The sequence below is a fragment of the Peptostreptococcus porci genome (genome assembly GCF_009695815.1).
GTDB lineage: Bacteria > Bacillota > Clostridia > Peptostreptococcales > Peptostreptococcaceae > Peptostreptococcus > Peptostreptococcus porci.
Genome location: NZ_VUNE01000001.1, coordinates 737,663 through 754,638, shown reverse-complemented (window position 1 = coordinate 754,638; position 16,976 = coordinate 737,663). Strand labels below are relative to the sequence as shown.

The 16,976-nt window shown below is 33.9% G+C and carries 14 protein-coding genes and 1 other annotated feature; all 14 genes read right to left on the bottom strand.

Annotated features, from left to right (window positions below):
• Positions 1-15 precede the first annotated feature (15 nt).
• Positions 16-2,652 (bottom strand): alanine--tRNA ligase, encoded by a 2,637-nt coding sequence (gene alaS, locus FYJ71_RS03345; protein ID WP_154537371.1) that lies wholly within the window; start codon positions 2,650-2,652, stop codon positions 16-18.
• A 65-nt stretch (positions 2,653-2,717) separates the two neighbouring features.
• Positions 2,718-2,921: a binding site (T-box leader), on the bottom strand.
• Between the two features lie 228 nt (positions 2,922-3,149).
• Positions 3,150-4,241 (bottom strand): tRNA 2-thiouridine(34) synthase MnmA, encoded by a 1,092-nt coding sequence (gene mnmA / locus FYJ71_RS03340; protein WP_320799137.1) that lies wholly within the window; start codon positions 4,239-4,241, stop codon positions 3,150-3,152.
• Positions 4,242-4,343: 102 nt separating this feature from the next.
• Positions 4,344-4,793, bottom strand: coding sequence for an RrF2 family transcriptional regulator (locus tag FYJ71_RS03335; RefSeq protein ID WP_277088015.1), 450 nt, complete (start codon positions 4,791-4,793; stop codon positions 4,344-4,346).
• 133 nt (positions 4,794-4,926) lie between these two features.
• The gene (locus tag FYJ71_RS03330) at positions 4,927-6,189 is read right to left on the bottom strand and encodes a replication-associated recombination protein A (protein ID WP_154537370.1); all 1,263 of its coding nucleotides are present in this window, start codon (positions 6,187-6,189) and stop codon (positions 4,927-4,929) included.
• A gap of 61 nt (positions 6,190-6,250) precedes the next feature.
• On the bottom strand, positions 6,251-7,030 hold the full coding sequence (codY, locus tag FYJ71_RS03325) for a GTP-sensing pleiotropic transcriptional regulator CodY (RefSeq protein ID WP_091994284.1): 780 nt from the start codon (positions 7,028-7,030) through the stop codon (positions 6,251-6,253).
• A 322-nt stretch (positions 7,031-7,352) separates the two neighbouring features.
• Positions 7,353-9,443 (bottom strand): type I DNA topoisomerase, encoded by a 2,091-nt coding sequence (topA, locus tag FYJ71_RS03320; protein ID WP_320797942.1) that lies wholly within the window; start codon positions 9,441-9,443, stop codon positions 7,353-7,355.
• Positions 9,444-9,457: 14 nt separating this feature from the next.
• Complete coding sequence (gene dprA / locus FYJ71_RS03315; protein WP_154537368.1) at positions 9,458-10,639, bottom strand: DNA-processing protein DprA; 1,182 nt, start codon at positions 10,637-10,639, stop codon at positions 9,458-9,460.
• A 264-nt stretch (positions 10,640-10,903) separates the two neighbouring features.
• The gene (locus tag FYJ71_RS03310; protein WP_154537367.1) at positions 10,904-12,502 is read right to left on the bottom strand and encodes a YifB family Mg chelatase-like AAA ATPase; all 1,599 of its coding nucleotides are present in this window, start codon (positions 12,500-12,502) and stop codon (positions 10,904-10,906) included.
• A complete protein-coding gene (locus FYJ71_RS03305; protein WP_154537366.1) occupies positions 12,499-12,873 on the bottom strand; it encodes a YraN family protein in 375 nt (124 codons plus the stop codon). The genes FYJ71_RS03310 and FYJ71_RS03305 overlap by 4 nt, the downstream gene beginning before the upstream one ends.
• 217 nt (positions 12,874-13,090) lie before the next feature.
• Positions 13,091-13,459 carry a VOC family protein gene (locus FYJ71_RS03300; protein WP_154537365.1) on the bottom strand — a complete coding sequence of 123 codons (369 nt, stop codon included), beginning with the start codon at positions 13,457-13,459 and terminating at the stop codon, positions 13,091-13,093.
• Positions 13,460-13,478: 19 nt separating this feature from the next.
• The gene (locus FYJ71_RS03295) at positions 13,479-14,516 is read right to left on the bottom strand and encodes an alpha-hydroxy-acid oxidizing protein (RefSeq protein ID WP_154537543.1); all 1,038 of its coding nucleotides are present in this window, start codon (positions 14,514-14,516) and stop codon (positions 13,479-13,481) included.
• Positions 14,517-14,581: 65 nt separating this feature from the next.
• Complete coding sequence (locus FYJ71_RS03290) at positions 14,582-15,490, bottom strand: ribonuclease HII (protein ID WP_154537364.1); 909 nt, start codon at positions 15,488-15,490, stop codon at positions 14,582-14,584.
• A gap of 70 nt (positions 15,491-15,560) precedes the next feature.
• Entirely contained in the window at positions 15,561-16,469 is a 909-nt protein-coding gene (gene ylqF / locus FYJ71_RS03285; RefSeq protein ID WP_154537363.1) for a ribosome biogenesis GTPase YlqF, read from the bottom strand.
• 63 nt (positions 16,470-16,532) lie between these two features.
• Positions 16,533-16,886 carry a 50S ribosomal protein L19 gene (gene rplS, locus FYJ71_RS03280; protein ID WP_154537362.1) on the bottom strand — a complete coding sequence of 118 codons (354 nt, stop codon included), beginning with the start codon at positions 16,884-16,886 and terminating at the stop codon, positions 16,533-16,535.
• Between the last annotated feature and the right edge of the window lie 90 nt (positions 16,887-16,976).

Genomic DNA, 16,976 nt, shown 5'->3' with positions numbered 1-16,976 from the left:
ATTTAAGATTTCATTTTATCCAATTTGAGATTCAACTATTGATTTTGCAGCTTCAAGAGCCTCGTCAATTTTTGAAATGTCGACACCACCAGCTTGTGCCATATTAGGTCTTCCACCACCTTTGCCTCCAGTTATCTTTGCAACCTCACGAACTAGATTTCCAGCATGAACGCCCTTATCAATTGCACCTTTGCTAGCAGTTGCTACAAAACTTAATTTACCTTCATTTACACTTGATACCACAACTACTCCATTTTCAACCTTATCTCTAAGATTATCAGCAGCTTCTCTTAATGTATCGTTGTCAATTGATTCATATTTGTTTGTAATCAATGCTACACCATCAATCTCAACTTTATTTTTCAATGCTTCATTTGCACTTTCCATGCTCATTTTTGATCTTAAAGAGTGTAATTCTTTTTCCAATTCCTTGTTCTCATCTGTTAAAGAAACTGCCTTATTGTACAAATTATCTTCTCTCGTTTTAAGTACTTCGGCAACATTTTCAATCAAGGAATCTTTTTCTAAAATATAGTTATATACTGCTCTACCTGTGATAGCTTCAATTCTTCTAACACCTGCAGCAACTCCACCCTCTGACAAAATTTTAAATAGTCCAACCTCAGAAGTATTCTTCAAATGAGTCCCGCCACAAAGCTCTATTGATGCATCGCCCATTTTGACAACTCTTACAATGTCTCCATATTTTTCACCAAATAATGCTGTCGCACCCATTTCCTTGGCTTCTTCAATATTCATCTGGTAGTCAGTTATTTCCATAGAATCTAACACAAATGAATTTACTATTCTTTCTATCTCACTCAATTCTGCCTTTGAAATCGGCTCAAAATGCGTGATATCGAATCTTAATCTATCTGGCTCAACAAGAGATCCTGCCTGATTGACGTGTTCTCCCAAAACAATTTTTAACGCCTTATGAAGCAAATGTGTTGCAGAATGGTTTCTTGCAGCATCCATTCTCAAGTTCTTATTTACATGAGTAGATACACTATCACCTAACCCAAAATGTCCACTTTCGACATAACCAATATGCTTGATACTTCCATTTGCACCTTTGATAGTATCAATAACTTGGAAAATACCTTGATCAGAATCAATAACTCCCTTATCGCCAACTTGACCACCACCATTTGCATAAAAAGTAGTTTCATCCAACACTATCTCGGCTTCGCTACCTTCTTCGATATTGTCAACAAGCTGATTTTCAAATACAATTGCTTTAATTTTTGATTCTCTCGAAAGCTCATAATATCCCTTGAATTGAGAACTTGCATCTTCAAGAGAAGTAAGAGGATCTTCTTTCCAAGCGTCGCCCTCACGATTTCCTCTCGCAGCTCTAGCCCTGTCTTTTTGAGCCTGCATTTCTTTTTCAAAGCCTTCTTGATCCAGTGTTAATCCTTCATCTTCCAATATTTCCAAAGTCAAATCTATAGGGAATCCGTATGTATCATAAAGCTTAAATGCCATCTCACCAGTTATTTCATTTCCATTGTTTTTGATTACTTCCTCTGTGTATCCCTTTAGAATTTCAAGCCCTTGTCCAAGTGTTTCTGCGAACTTTTCTTCTTCTATTCCTATAACCTTTTTGATATATGATTTTTTCTCTACTAGTTCAGGATAAGCCTCGCCAGAAGTTTTCGCAACCTCTTCCATCAATTCCTGTAGAAATGGACGATCAATTCCCAAAAGCTTTCCATGTCTAGCAGCCCTTCTTAAAAGTCTTCTCAACACATATCCTCTACCCTCGTTTGACGGCAATATTCCATCTCCTACCATAAATGAAACAGATCTGATATGATCAGTTATTATCCTTATAGATTTATCGTTTGATGGGTCTTCACCATATTTCTTTCCTGCTATCTCAGTAACCTTATTCAATATCTGTTGAATTGTATCGACTTCAAATATCGTATCCACATCCTGCATAACGCACCCAATTCTTTCAAGTCCCATACCAGTATCTATATTTTTATGTTCAAGGTCTTGGTATGTACCGTCCTCTTGTCTGTCAAACTGTGTGAATACAAGATTCCAAAATTCAAGATATCTATCACAGTCACAGCCTGGTTTACAATCTTCACATCCACATCCGTACTTTTCTCCCTTATCAAAGTATATTTCTGAACATGGACCACATGGACCCAATCCTATTTCCCAGAAGTTATCGTCTTTTCCAAGTCTAACAATTTTTTCTTTTGGGAAACCAATCTCTTTTTCCCAAATTTCAAAAGCCTCATCATCACTTTCATACACAGTTACCCAAAGCTTTTCCTCTGGTATCTGAAGCCATTCAGTGATAAATTCCCAAGACCAATGAATTGCGTCGTGTTTGAAATAATCACCGAAAGAGAAATTACCCATCATTTCAAAAAAAGTTGCATGACGTGCTGTTACACCAACATTTTCAATATCACCAGTTCTTATACATTTTTGAACTGTACACATTCTATTTTTAGGTGGCTTTTCCACCCCTGAAAAATAGTTTTTCAATGGAGCCATACCAGAGTTTATCAATAGAAGTGACTTATCATTGCTAGGAACAAGTGAATGCGACTTTGCTATGTAATGTCCCTTAGTTTCAAAAAAATCCTTGTACATCTTTCTCAATTCATTAAGACCCAATTTTTTCATAATTTACCTCCAATAACATATTCATAATTTCCAATAAAATCTAATAAAAAAAGCCCCTGTATTACTACAGGGGCGTGGATACGCGGTACCACCCTGATTACCGACAAAATCGGCATCTCATTAACCTTAACGCAGCAAACGGTCTATTATACTACTATTTCAAATAGACTACTCCAAGACTGCTTCAGAAACTATTTCCAAGGTATTTCCAGCATCAACCTCTCTCTATTGGAAAATCATTACCTACTACTTCTCTTCTCAGTATTTATCATTAGATTTTCTTCGACAAATAACAAATCGCAATTTCTCACGAATTATTAAATCCATAATTATAATAGATATAATACATCATATCCGATTAATTAGCAATATTTTTTTAATAAAATTTATTATTTTTTCTTAAAATCTCATTCGTCTCGTGTACTTGATTTTTCATTTACATTAAACAAGCGATCTAATATTTCTATCAGATTTATCATATTGATATCAGATTTAACTTATTCTATTATTCCTCCACCAATCAATACATCACCATCGTAAAATACCACGCTCTGACCACTCGTAATCGCTCTCTGTGGCGTTTCAAAAACCACTGAAACTCTTCTATCGCCAATTTTCGTTACCGTCGCTTTTGAAAGCTTTGATGAATACCTGATTTTTGATTCGACCACTCTAGGTGCTTCCATTTCATCTATATTCATATCCAAAAAATTCACTTCACAGGCAATCAATTCGCTCTTGAATAGGTCTTCGTTATCCCCCAAAATGATAGAATTGTCCTCGCCATTAATACCTATCACATAGGTTGGCTTGCCGAAAGTAATTCCCAAGCCCTTTCTCTGACCAATAGTATAGCTGATTATACCATTGTGTTCACCTAATTTATTCCCATCGGAATCCAAAAATCTTCCTTTTTTAACCTTTTTTTCAGAATATGTCTTTAAAAATGCTTCATAATCTTGATCCGGCACAAAGCATATATCCTGACTATCAGGTTTATTGTATACTTCAAGACCAATTTCTTCAGCAATTTTTCTAATGACGGATTTATCATAATTTCCTATTGGGAAAAGAATTCGTGCCATCTTTTTCTGATCAAGATTATACATCATATAGGTCTGGTCTTTTTTATCTGAGCTAGCTCTTTTCAATTCATACAAGCCTTTTTCGTCATTGTATTCCATTCTTGCATAATGCCCAGTTGCAACATAATCACAATTAAGCTTGTCGGCTACTTCAAACATTTTTTCAAATTTTATATTTTTATTGCAAAATACACATGGATTTGGCGTTTTCCCCTCAAAATATTCGTCGATAAATCTCGATACAACATTCTTTTTAAAATCATCCTGAAAATCGACAATGTGATGTTCAACCCCAAGTCTGTCTGCAACTTTTTTTGCATCCACTATCGCCTGATTTTTATCATCATCTCCTGGCTCCCACAGCTTCATTGTCGCTCCGACCACCTCATATCCGTCATTTTGCAATAGATACGCCGCTACAGAGCTATCAACGCCTCCGCTCATACCAAGCAAGACTCTTTTTTTCTTATTTAAAATATCTCCACTTTCCTTCAATTCAATCACCTCATATTCTCATATATTTGTAAATTTATCTCTCATAATTTTTTTAGTAATGGTCAATTAAAGCAAAAAAGAGCATTTAAGCTCTTTTGGTTCGATAAAATATTACATTTTATTTAGGATGTCGTCTGCCCTAAAATTAAAATTAGAATTATAGTCATCTATCATATCTTGTAAAGAAATTGACATAGTCACATTTTCTATTGCTTTTTTGATTTGTTCCCACACATACCTAGTAGAACATGAATCAAAGTTTTCACACGCCTCGCTATCAAGCAGACATTCAGTAAATGCCATATCGCCTTCAAGCACTCTAAGAATATCAGCTACAGTTATATCACTGGCAGGTTTTGACAATAGATATCCACCTTGTGCACCTCTTACACTTTTTATCAACCCGGCTTTTTTTAAAGTCGAAAAAATTTGTTCAAGATATTGATCAGAAATATTCTGCATTTTTGCTATATGTTTAAGCGAAACTGGCCCATCTACGGAAGAGTTTGCCAATTCAAACATAGCTTTAAGTCCGTATTTACCCTTTGTAGATAACTTCACTAATTACCACCTCACTTCGAACCAATCCCTAGTAAATAACTCAGAATTAAATTCTAAATATATAATATTATATCCTAGTAATATTGTCAAGATTAATTTGTTAATTTATTTCTTCTTTTTTGTTTATTTTTTATTATTTTTTCTTTAGCTTTTTTAGAAAATCACTTATGGAATTTTCGAATTTATTGTTCTGAGGATCATAATAGACCCTACCTATCAAATTGTTTGGCATATACGTTTGCTCCACGTAATGATTTTCATAGTTATGGGGGTATTTGTAGGGAATATTTTCCTGATCAGATAGACTTTTTTTACTTGTCGAATCTTTTAAATAAATCGGTATATCATCGTGAACCTCTGCATCCAAATCGGAAATCGCCTTATTTATCGCAATATAGGATGAGTTCGATTTCGGTGAAGTCGCAAGCAAAATCGTAGCCTGCGAAAGTGGTATTCTAGCTTCTGGAAGCCCAAGAGATAGTGCAGCTTCAACACATGACCGAACTATAGTTATCGCATTCGGGTATGCAAGACCGATATCCTCGCACGCAATAACCTGTAATCTTCTACATATACTTTCAAGATCTCCACCCTTTATCAATCTGGCTAAATAGTATATAGATGCATCCGGATCACTTCCTCTGATTGATTTTTGAAAAGCACTCAATAAGTTATAGTGATTGTCTCCATCTCTATCAAAATTGTAATTTGTTGACAATTTCATTTTTTCTATTGATTCTATTGAAATAAAAAGCTTGCCTTCTTTATTTAGCTTTGCATTATTTAGGGAAAGCTCAAGTATGTTTATCGCAGACCTCAGATCTCCACCAGAAGCAGATGCAATCTTGTACAGTGCACTTTCCTCTACAATGGTTTCTGTTACTGATTCTTCATTTATCTTATGTAATAAATTCCTTAGTCCAATAACAATATCATCTGCCTTTAAATGCTTAAATTCAATAACCACACTTCTACTCAATATCGCATTATAGACAAAATGATATGGATTTTCCGTAGTACTAGCAATCAAGGTGATTTCACCATTTTCAATAAATTCTAGTATGGATTGCTGTTGCTTCTTATTAAAACTTTGGATCTCATCAATATACAAAATCAACCCGCTTTGAGCCTCCATAGTACCTATTTTAGAAATAACCCTTTTTACATCCTCAAGAGAAGAATTGGATGCATTTATTTTATAAAAACTTTTGTTCGCATTTTTTGATATTATTTCTGCTACAGTTGTTTTTCCAGTACCCGGTGGACCAAAAAAAATCATATTTGGAAAATTATTGTTGTCTATCATATTATTAATAAGCTTATCTTTACCAACAATATGACTTTGACCGACCACTTCATCTATAGTTTTTGGTCTATACTTATCCGCCAATGGCATATTCATCACCTCGCAATAAAGGACTGCAAAACGCAGTCCAAATTACCATTATAAAAACTTACTAGATTTTATTTTTATTTAACTCATCTAATAATTTATCGTTTAATATTTTAATATGAGTCCCTTTCATTCCCAGAGATCTAGATTCTATCACTCCAGCACTTTCAAATTTTCTAAGAGCATTTACTATTACAGATCTAGTAATACCTACCTTGTCAGCAATTTTACTCGCTACTAGTAATCCTTCGTTTCCACCTAATTCTCTAAATATATGTTCAATTGCCTCTAACTCTGAATATGATAGAGTACCTATTGCCATCTGGACAACAGTTTTCTTTCTCATATCTTCTTCCATTTCTTCACTAATCGCTCTAAGTATTTCAAGACCTACAACTGTTCCAGAGTACTCAGCCAACACCAAATCCTCATCAGTAAAAGCAGAATCGTATCTTGATAGTATCAAAGTTCCTAATCTATCTCCACCACCTAATATTGGAACAACAGTCGTATATTTTTCCAATCTATCATGCTCAAATGGGAAATAGCTCAGTATGTCCTTCCCACTTATGTTTTCCCTAGTTTCCACTATTTTTAATATATTTTGTGTATATTCGTAAGGAAATTTTTCTGTCTTTGTATCCTCGTCAAAAAGTACAGAACTATCTTCAGGTGTCTGTAGATGATATCCTAATACCTTTCCCTTAGCACTTACAATATATACGTTCGAATCTAAAACGTCACCTAGAATACTTGACAATTGATTGAATGAAAGTGAAGTACCTGCCGTAAGTTGAAGTACTTTGTTGATCCTTCTTGTTTTTGTTAGCAAATTACTAGCCATAAACACTACCTCCTATTTTTCTAGAAACAATATATTTGTTTTATTAATATTTTCCCTTAATTTGAATCACTTTTTGCAAATTAATTTTTTATCATATCTACACATTAAAAGCATCTTGTATACTAATTGCGTTCTTAATTCTAAGAGTATCATAAATATCACAATTTTTCAACATTTTTTTACAATTTTAAAAATTTTCTCAATAATATCTTAATTTGGAATTGATTCTTTTTATATACAAAAGAAAAAACGGGAATTGTTTCATTATTTAATACAAATCCCGTTTCACATTTAATTTTTTATTTCTAAAATCATGGGAATACTAATCTTTTTTGACTTTTTTCTTTGACTTTGTACTAGCATTTGTTACACATTCAGAATTAGAGCAAATACTCTTTGATTCTTTTTTGGAGTTTTTTTCCACCATATATGCTCCACATGACTCGCAAACTTCACCAGTCGGTTTATTCCATTCAACAAAATCACAGTCTGGATAATTGCTACACCCATAGAATACCCTACCAGATTTTGTTTTCCTAATAATTACATCACCATCGTTACATTTTGGACATTTTACGCCTAGTTTTTCTACAATTGGTTTTGTAAACTTACATTCAGGGTAGTTTTTACACGCCATAAATTTCCCAAATCGACCGTGTTTTATTACCATATTAGAACCACATAATTCACATTTTTCATCGACTTCAATATCCATATTGACTTTCTCAATATTTTCAAGTGCTGTCTTTATAGATGATTCCAATGGCTCATATGCCTCTTGGATAACCTTTTTCCATTGTACTTCACCATCTTCTACCTCATCAAGGAGAGTTTCTAGCTTGGCTGTGAAATCGACATCTGTAAGCATCTCAAAATTATCTTCCAAAATTTCGGTAACAATTTCTCCCAATTCAGTTGGTTTAATCGATTGCCCTTCTTTTTCAACATATCCTCTCGTCAAAATAGTACCGATTGTAGGCGCATATGTAGATGGCCTTCCAATTCCCAACTCTTCAAGTGTCTTCACCAAGCTAGCCTCGGTATATCTTGCTGGTGGCTGAGTGAAATGCTGTTTTGGAAGAATTTCAGTAATATCAAGTTTATCACCAATCTCAATTTGAGGAAGAATTTTGTCATCTCTATCAGTAAAGTTGTATACCCTTGTATAACCGTCGAAAATCTGTTTTGATCCAGTTGCTCTAAATATATAGTTATCTATCTTACATTCTATTGATACATTTTCATATATAGCATCCGCCATTTGACTGGCTACAAATCTTCTCCATATCAAATTATATAGTTTATATTGATCTTTAGACAATGACGATTTTATCTTATCCGGCTCCCTGTTTACAGATGTCGGTCTTATTGCCTCATGAGCATCTTGAGCATTCTTTTTTGTCTTTTGAGTGGATTTCTTATCTCCAATGTGGTAATTATCTCCAAACTCAGAATAAATGTATTTTTTTGATGCCTCTTTCGCCTCATCTGATATCCTTTGAGAATCTGTTCTGATATAGGAAATCAAACCAATAGTACCTTCTCCACTGATATCAATTCCTTCATAAAGCTCCTGAGCAATTCTCATGGCTTTTTTTGTAGTAAAGCCTAATCTATTTACCGCTTCCTGTTGCAGCATCGATGTCGTAAAAGGCTTGACAGCAGATCTTCGTCTTATTTTAGTGTCGATGTTCGAAACTAAAAGCTTTCTGTTTTTTATTTTTTCTATTATAGCATTTACGTCGGCTTCGTTATTCAAATCAATTTTGTCTGCATCAATACCATAAAAGCTAAAATCTACATCAGTGTTATTTACATTTGAAATAACATTTAAAGACCAGTACTCTGTAGGAACAAATTCATTTATTTCTTTTTCTCTATCACAAATTATTTTTGTCGTAACAGACTGAACTCTACCGGCACTCAGACCTCTTCTGACCTTCTGCCATAGAACCGGACTAATCTGATAGCCCAACAATCTGTCTAATACCCTTCTCGCTTGTTGTGCATCAATCAGATTATGATTTAGCTTTCTCGGTTGCTTGATAGATTTTTTTATCGTATCCTTTGTTATCTCATTAAATTCAATTCTACAGTCCGAATCGGCATCAATTCCCAAAATATAGGACAAATGCCAAGAAATCGCCTCACCTTCTCTATCGGGGTCGGTTGCAAGATATATTTTTGTCGCTTTTTTTGCTTCTTTTTTAAGTTCTTTTATTATATCTCCTTTTCCCCTAATATTAATATATTCGGGTTCAAAGTTATTTTCTATATCAACACCAAGCCTACTTTTTGGAAGATCTCTGATATGACCAACTGATGCCTTTACAGAGTAGTGGCTCTTTCCTAAAAATTTCTCGATTGTCTTTGCCTTTGCGGGGGACTCTACTATTACTAAAGCCTTTGGCACAAGGAACACCTCCATTATAATATATTGGGTGCGTATCTATTGAAGCCTTGTTCTACTACTAAGTCCAAAATCAAAAGCTTTTCTACTATATATGTAACATCACTTATGTTATATCCACTGATTAAGGAAATTTGTTCAATATCTATCGCTCCTCTTGATGATATAATGTCGAAAATAGTTCTTTCTTCAATTGAAATTACCTCTTCCGAAATATCATCAAGCAATATATTATCACAACTTGTATTAGTATTTCCACTATTTTTTAAAAATAATTTGTTTTTCTCAATAAATAATTCTTCTTTTTTTTCAAATATTTCATAGTCTTCTAAAATATTTTCGACTTTTCGAACTGACTTTGCCCCTTGTGCTATCAGTTCATTACAACCATTACTGAGGGAAGAAAAAATACTACCTGGAACTGCATACACATTTCTATCCTGCTGCAACGCACAGTCCGCCGTAATCAATGCACCACTTTTTTCCTCTGCTTCTACAACTATGACACCAGAGCAGAGTCCACTTATTATCCTGTTTCTAACAGCAAAATGGTATGCCTGAGTAGCCTCATCAAAATTATGTTCAGATAGAATCAATCCACCACTCTCAATTATTTCCGAATACAACGCTTTGTTTTCCAATGGGTATATTTTATCTATATTAGTTCCGAGTACGGCGATTGTCCTCCCTCCTGAATCTACACAATATTTGTGAGCATAATAATCTATATTTTTAGCCATACCACTCACAATGATAAATCCGCATTTCGACAACGATGATGAAAAATATTTCGTTGCATTTTTTCCATATTCTGACCCCTTTCTCGAACCAACTATTGCAATTTTTTTATGCATATCACTTATTACATTAATATCTCCCCTGTAATAAAGTACATATGGTGGATCATAGATTTGCCTCAAGCTCTCAGGATACACACTGTCGTCAATCGTGATAAAAGAAATATTTCTTTTATTCATCTCATGCTTTAAATCAACCAAATTAGATAAAAAAGAAGAGTACTTCTCGATTTTATTTTTTATTTTCGGAGGCATTCTATCATCAGTCGTTATTTTTTCCAAAAAAGCTGATATCTGACATGTATCATTGAAGCAATCATGGTAAGCGTCTCTAATATACTTCATCTGCTCACATGAAATTTTACAATAAGAATTAGCCCAAAGATAGAAATCTCTCATCATAAATACCTCCTAGTTCTACTTTATTTCATATAGATTTGTTTACTCTATTATTTACTGCATTATTTACTGCATTATTTACTGCATTATTTACTGCATTATTTACTGCATTATTTACTGCATTATTTACTTCATTATTTACTTCATTATTTACTATATTGTTTTCTCTACTGTTTTCTATATTTGCTTTCTGTATTTGCTTTCTATATTTGTTTCCTACATTTTTTCCATCAAAAAATAATCTCGATTTACCTAATACAAATTTTTTTAACCTCTTGAAAAGTATTTGTAATATGCCCTTCTATACGAAAAAGCTTCCATAATATCCTTCTCATCTACTGACTTGCTATTCCTCAAATCCGCAATTGTTCTCGATACCTTTAAAATTTTTATATACGATCTATTGCTCAGTCCATATTTTCTATAAATCATCTGGACTGTCTTTTCTGCCTTGCTCGTCAACTCACAATACTTAATAGCCTGCTCCGTAGACATCTGGGAATTTAAGTCAATACTTGTATTTATAAACCTTTTCAATTGAATTTTTCTTGCGTTCTCAATTCTATTTTTGATAGTGATAGAATCTTCTTCCTCTTTCTTCGATGATATATCTTCATAATCTATTTCACTTACCTCAGAAAAAAGATCTATCCTGTCTAAAATAGGTCCAGATATCTTCCCTCTATATTTATCAATTTCAGATTGACGACAAATACATTTTTTACTACTGTTATAAAAACCACATGGGCATGGATTCATACTCGCAATAAATATAAAATCAGATGGATAAGTTATATTGTAATTTAATCTAGATATATTTATACATCTATCTTCTAAGGGCTGTCTCAGAGCCTCGATCGTATTTCTATCAAACTCAGGCAATTCATCAAAAAACAAAATCCCCTTATGTGCCAATGTAATTTCTCCCAGCATTGCTTTTGCACCACCACCGATAATTGATATTTTTGTCGCACTGTGATGAGGCTGTCTAAATGGTCTATTTTTAACAAGTCCAATCGAATTTCGATTTAATCCAGCTGAGCTCATTATCCTAGTTATTACAATAGAATCTTCTCTATTAGGATTTGGTAGTATCCCTTTCATCGCCTTTGCTATCATGGTTTTACCTGTTCCTGGTGGTCCAATCATCAGCATATTATGACCTCCCGCAACAGAAATTTCAGCACACCTTTTTGTGACCTTGTTCCCCTTTATTTCTTCAAAATCTATATGCATTTCATTTTCCTTATTTTTTTCCAATTTTTTAAAATGGATGTGATTTTCATTAACTTGATTTTTATTTTTATTTAGTATTTCATTCTTTCTTTTTTCTATAAAATCTCTTTTTTTAGAAGCTGGCATATTGATTATATCAACACAATCTCTGACTGATTTTACTGGAATTATTTCAATGGAGTTTATCTCACTGCACTCAAGATAATTTTCAGCTGGAATATACACTCTCTCAATATTCTTTTCACACATCGACAGTACAATTGAAAAAATCCCCTCCATACCTCTTAGATTTCCGTCTAAAGATAGTTCACCTAAAAAAACGCTATTTTCGATATCGTTGTTTTTTTTATTTAAATACTCGGATAATATACCAATGCAAATGCCCAAATCTAAATAAGAACCATCCTTCTTCAAATCTGCTGGAGATAGATTCACGACTATCCTGTTCAATGGAAAGGTATACCCACTATTGATAACAGCAGATTTTACCCTCTCTTTTGATTCTTTGACCTCAGTTCCTGCAAGGCCAACTATACTAAAAATGGGCATTCCTCTAGATATATCTACTTCGATATCAATTGGGATTCCACCTATTCCATATAATATCCCTGATTTGATTTTATTTATCAATGAAAACCACCACCCATATAAGCATCTTTAATATGCTTTATTTTTCTCTGATGATACATAACCTCAAAAACATCAAATCTTATGTCTACATTGACAATTCTTTTATTTGATATATATACTTTCGCAACAGCCAATATCTTATTAATTTTTCTCCTATCGATGGCTTCCCTTGGCTCTCCAAATTTGTTAGAGGTTCTAGTTTTTACCTCGCCAAAGACTAGAGTATTGCCATCGACAAATATTATATCAATTTCTCCAAGCCTATTTCTATAATTCCTTTCCAAAACAATGTGGTTCGTCCGTTCAAGATACAATGATACGGCATCCTCACCAATTTTACCTATTTCATAATTACTTAAATGCTTTTGCATACAAACTCCTCACTCGACACGATTATTTATAGCCGAATATCGACTAAAATTCAGTTTTAAATATTTTTTTAACTATATTTATATGATTTCAATCTCCTTATGTATTATAGGCAAAAAATAAGAAAAATAGACAAAATAAAACCACCACATTTCACAAAATAATGATATTATATCAAAAATATGAAATGTGATGGCTAAACAACCTATTATTTAATTTTTAAAATCTATTCGCAGGCAATATTTCAATCCAGTATCCGTCAGGATCCACAATGAAATATATTCCCATCTTTTCGTTCTCAAATATAACGATACCCATATCTTTATGCTTCTGGTATACCTCATCGTATTTATCAGTAGTAAATGCCAGATGGAACTCGCATTCTCCAAGATTATATGGCTCGGTTCTATCCTTTAGCCAAGTCAATTCCAAAGTAAAATCAGTCTTACCATCACCAAGGTAAATCAATTTATAGGTACCATCTTCAGCTACTTTTTCCTTTACAGGCTTTAAGCCAAGGCTTTCATCGTAAAACTTCAAGCTTCTTTCTAGATCCAATACATTAAAGTTAAAATGTGAAAATCTCATAAAATCTGCCTCCTTCTCTTTAACCACAGCAACAGCAGTCATCGCCAAATAAAATACGCTTGTCTATTGATTCTAAGTTTTGACATCCAGTCAATATCATAGCTCCTTCTAAATCGGCCTTTACTCTTTCAAGATATAATTCAACACCATCAGTCTGACCTCCTAGTGATGCTGTTACAAATGGTCTCCCTATTAGACAAGCATCTGCACCAAGTGCAAGCATTTTTAAAACATCTACACCAGTTCTAATACCACCATCAACAAACACTTTTATTCTTTTGTCAACTGCTTTGGCAATACCTTCTAACACATCCGCAGTACCCGGTGTGTAATCTTGAACTCTGCCACCATGATTTGACACCACGATACCATACACTCCTGCCTCAACTGCCATCAAAGCCTCGTCCGGTGTCATAATTCCCTTCAAAATGAAAGGAAGATTTGTTGACTCAACTAATTCTTTTATTTCAGCTACAGACTTTGCCTTTACAGGTGTACCATGAATATTCAACGTAATCAAACCACAAGCATCAATGTCAACACCTACGGCAATAGCACCAGCTTTCTCTGCCGCCTTGATTTTACTTATAATATTCTCATTTTCCCAAGGTTTAATAAATACGATTCCATTGCCATCGTACTGCTCTAATACTTCGAGATTATCCAGCAAGAACTGAGGTATCGCTGTATCACCGACCATAGCTATCGTATTTTTATTTTTACATCCAGCCACAACTGGTTCAATATACTCTTTTTCAGTAACCTGACCGCCCATGTTTAGGGTAGTACCTGTGATAGGTGCTGCCATAACAGGTAAATCAAGCTTTCTACCAAAAAGCTCTATAGAGGTATCTGGATTTTCAACATTGTGAATTGTCCTCATATTTATCTTTAATCTGTCGAGAGCTTTGACGTTTTCTATAAAGGAATTTCCCGTTCCTTTTCCACCCATACCTGGTACTTCACCACGACAAGCAATACCGTCACATACACGACAAACCTTACATGATCCATTAAACTTAATTTTTGCATTTTTAAGAACTTCATCATAAGTCATAGTTATTTTTTCACTCATAATATTCACCTTCTATATATATAAAATTTACATCCAATATAATTATACTACTTTCTCACATTTTTTTCATCGAAAAATTCTGTAAAATTCTTTAGAAAACTCAATCTATGAATGTTTGTAATACCATATTTTTTTATCGCCTCATAATGACCCTCTGTTCCATAGCCCTTATTTGATGAAAAATTGTACTCTGGGAACCTTTTATCATACTCGTACATCATCCTATCTCTCGTCACTTTAGCCAAAATACTTGCTGATGCTATTGAAATTGATTTTGCATCTCCTTTTATTAGAGATTCCTGCTTCATATCCATGTTCGGTATAATAACAGCATCATTTATCAGATAGTCAGGCTTATGTTTCAATTTATCAATCGCCCTTTTCATAGCAATATATGTGGCATTTAGAATATTATGCTCGTCGATTTCATCAGGAGTAGCAATGCCAATCCCATAATCATATGCTTTCTCTTTAATGATATCAAATAGCTCTTCTCTATTTTTCTCGGAAATCTTTTTTGAATCATTTATCTTGTTTATTCTTATTGAATCTTTGAAAACAACAACTGCAGCAACCACCGGTCCTGCCAATGGACCTCGTCCTGCCTCGTCAACTCCACCAATTATCTCGAAACCATTTTGTCTCGCTTTATTCTCATATTGGTTAAGCTTATCTAGTCTATTTATTTCAGCCAGATATTTTTGTTTTTTTGTCTCAATTTTTTGAGCAATATCAATTACAGATTTTCTATCATCATCTTTTACGCAATCAGCAAATCGATCAATCAGTGCCAAATAAGCACTTGTATCATTATCGTTAATCGTATCTAAAGAAATCGAATTATACAATTCCTTAACTGCAGATACCTTAATAGATTTATACGATTTTGACTCATCATCTGAATTGAAAATATTGCTATATTCTTTTGTCAGTTCATCAAGTAGCTTCTTATCCATAATTTGCCCCACTACCTTCCATTAATTTATTCATTTAATTTGCTTGTCAACAATCTCAATATTAATTTCATTACTCAATCACTTTACCTTCGCTGAAATCGAACGGTTTTTCCAATACTATCTTTCCAATTTTTCCATCTCTAAACTCGTTTAATACTGTGGTTGCAATTCTTGTATAATCAAGCTCCTTATTTCCCATTATAAAGCCTCTTTTTCTACCTATTGCTTCCATCGTTTCAAGTGGTGTTTCAGCGACTGAATCCAATTTATATCTTTCGCAAAGTTTTTCAGGTGCAATCTTTTGCAATTTTTCAATCAGCCTCAATCCCAAAGTTTCAACGTCGAGAATTTCATCTTTTATTGCTCTCGTAAAAGCAAGATTAAGAGCGACCTCCTGATCCTCGAATTTTGGCCAAAGAATTCCTGGAGTATCCAACAACTCCATATTTCCTCTTATTTTAACCCATTGCTTCCCTTTTGTCACACCTGGTCTGTCACCAGTTTGCGTACTTCTTCTTCCAGACAATTTATTTATTAGTGAAGATTTACCAACATTTGGAACACCGACTATCATAAGTCTAATTCCTCTGGCTTTTCTTCCTTTCTCATTAAACTTTTCCATCATCTCCTTTGTTTGAACTCCACACTCAGAAATGACCTTATTTATTCCTTGTCCATTCATCGCATTAATAGGAATTGCCTTAATTCCTTGCTTCTCATAATATCTAATCCATTCATCGAGATCTTTTCTCTCACACATATCAGACTTATTCAGTAATACCACCCTAGGCTTATCCCCAACGATTTTATCTATTTCAGGATTTTTACTGCTAAATGGTATTCTCGCATCTAGTAGCTCAATTACAATATCGACTAGCTTTAAATTGTTTTGTACCAGCTCTCTAGTCTTTTTCATATGTCCTGGATACCAGTTTATATTCAAATTGTCATCTTTTAAATACTCTTCATTATAACTCATATTTTCACTTCCTCTCGAAAAAAAGGATGTCTATAAAGACACCCTAATTTACAAATATACTGATTATCTTTTGTTTCTAGCTTCTTTGATCTTAGCAGCCTTACCAACTCTACCTCTTAAGTAGTTGATCTTAGCTCTTCTAACCTTACCGAATCTAGTAACTTCAATTTTTTCTACCTTTGGTGAGTGAACTGGGAAAGTTCTTTCTACTCCAACACCGAAAGATATTTTTCTAACTGTGAAAGTTTCTCTAACTCCTCCACCTTGTCTTTTTAGTACAACACCTTCAAAAACCTGGATTCTTTCTCTCTTACCTTCGATAATCTTAACGTGTACCTTTACTGTGTCCCCTGGTCCAAAATTTGGAACATCGTTCTTAATGTGTTCTGCTTCAATAGCTTTAATTAATTCGTTCATTTTTTCCTCCTAATCATAGACGTACATAAATACTGACCATCGTAAAAGAGGTACGCCCGTACTCAATAACTACTATATTATATCTATAAT

Bases quoted from the DNA above. Each gene is read 5' to 3' on its own strand.
- FYJ71_RS03305 (WP_154537366.1), bottom strand. From the start codon at position 12,873: ATGCAAAAGCATTTAAGTAATTATGAAATAGGTAAAATTGGTGAGGAT.
- dprA (WP_154537368.1), bottom strand. From the start codon at position 10,639: ATGATGAGAGATTTCTATCTTTGGGCTAATTCTTATTGTAAAATTTCA.
- rplS (WP_154537362.1), bottom strand. From the start codon at position 16,886: ATGAACGAATTAATTAAAGCTATTGAAGCAGAACACATTAAGAACGAT.
- FYJ71_RS03295 (WP_154537543.1), bottom strand. From the start codon at position 14,516: ATGACTTATGATGAAGTTCTTAAAAATGCAAAAATTAAGTTTAATGGA.
- FYJ71_RS03290 (WP_154537364.1), bottom strand. From the start codon at position 15,490: ATGGATAAGAAGCTACTTGATGAACTGACAAAAGAATATAGCAATATT.
- FYJ71_RS03300 (WP_154537365.1), bottom strand. From the start codon at position 13,459: ATGAGATTTTCACATTTTAACTTTAATGTATTGGATCTAGAAAGAAGC.
- FYJ71_RS03330 (WP_154537370.1), bottom strand. From the start codon at position 6,189: ATGCCATTGGCGGATAAGTATAGACCAAAAACTATAGATGAAGTGGTC.
- ylqF (WP_154537363.1), bottom strand. From the start codon at position 16,469: ATGAGTTATAATGAAGAGTATTTAAAAGATGACAATTTGAATATAAAC.
- alaS (WP_154537371.1), bottom strand. From the start codon at position 2,652: ATGAAAAAATTGGGTCTTAATGAATTGAGAAAGATGTACAAGGATTTT.
- codY (WP_091994284.1), bottom strand. From the start codon at position 7,030: ATGGCTAGTAATTTGCTAACAAAAACAAGAAGGATCAACAAAGTACTT.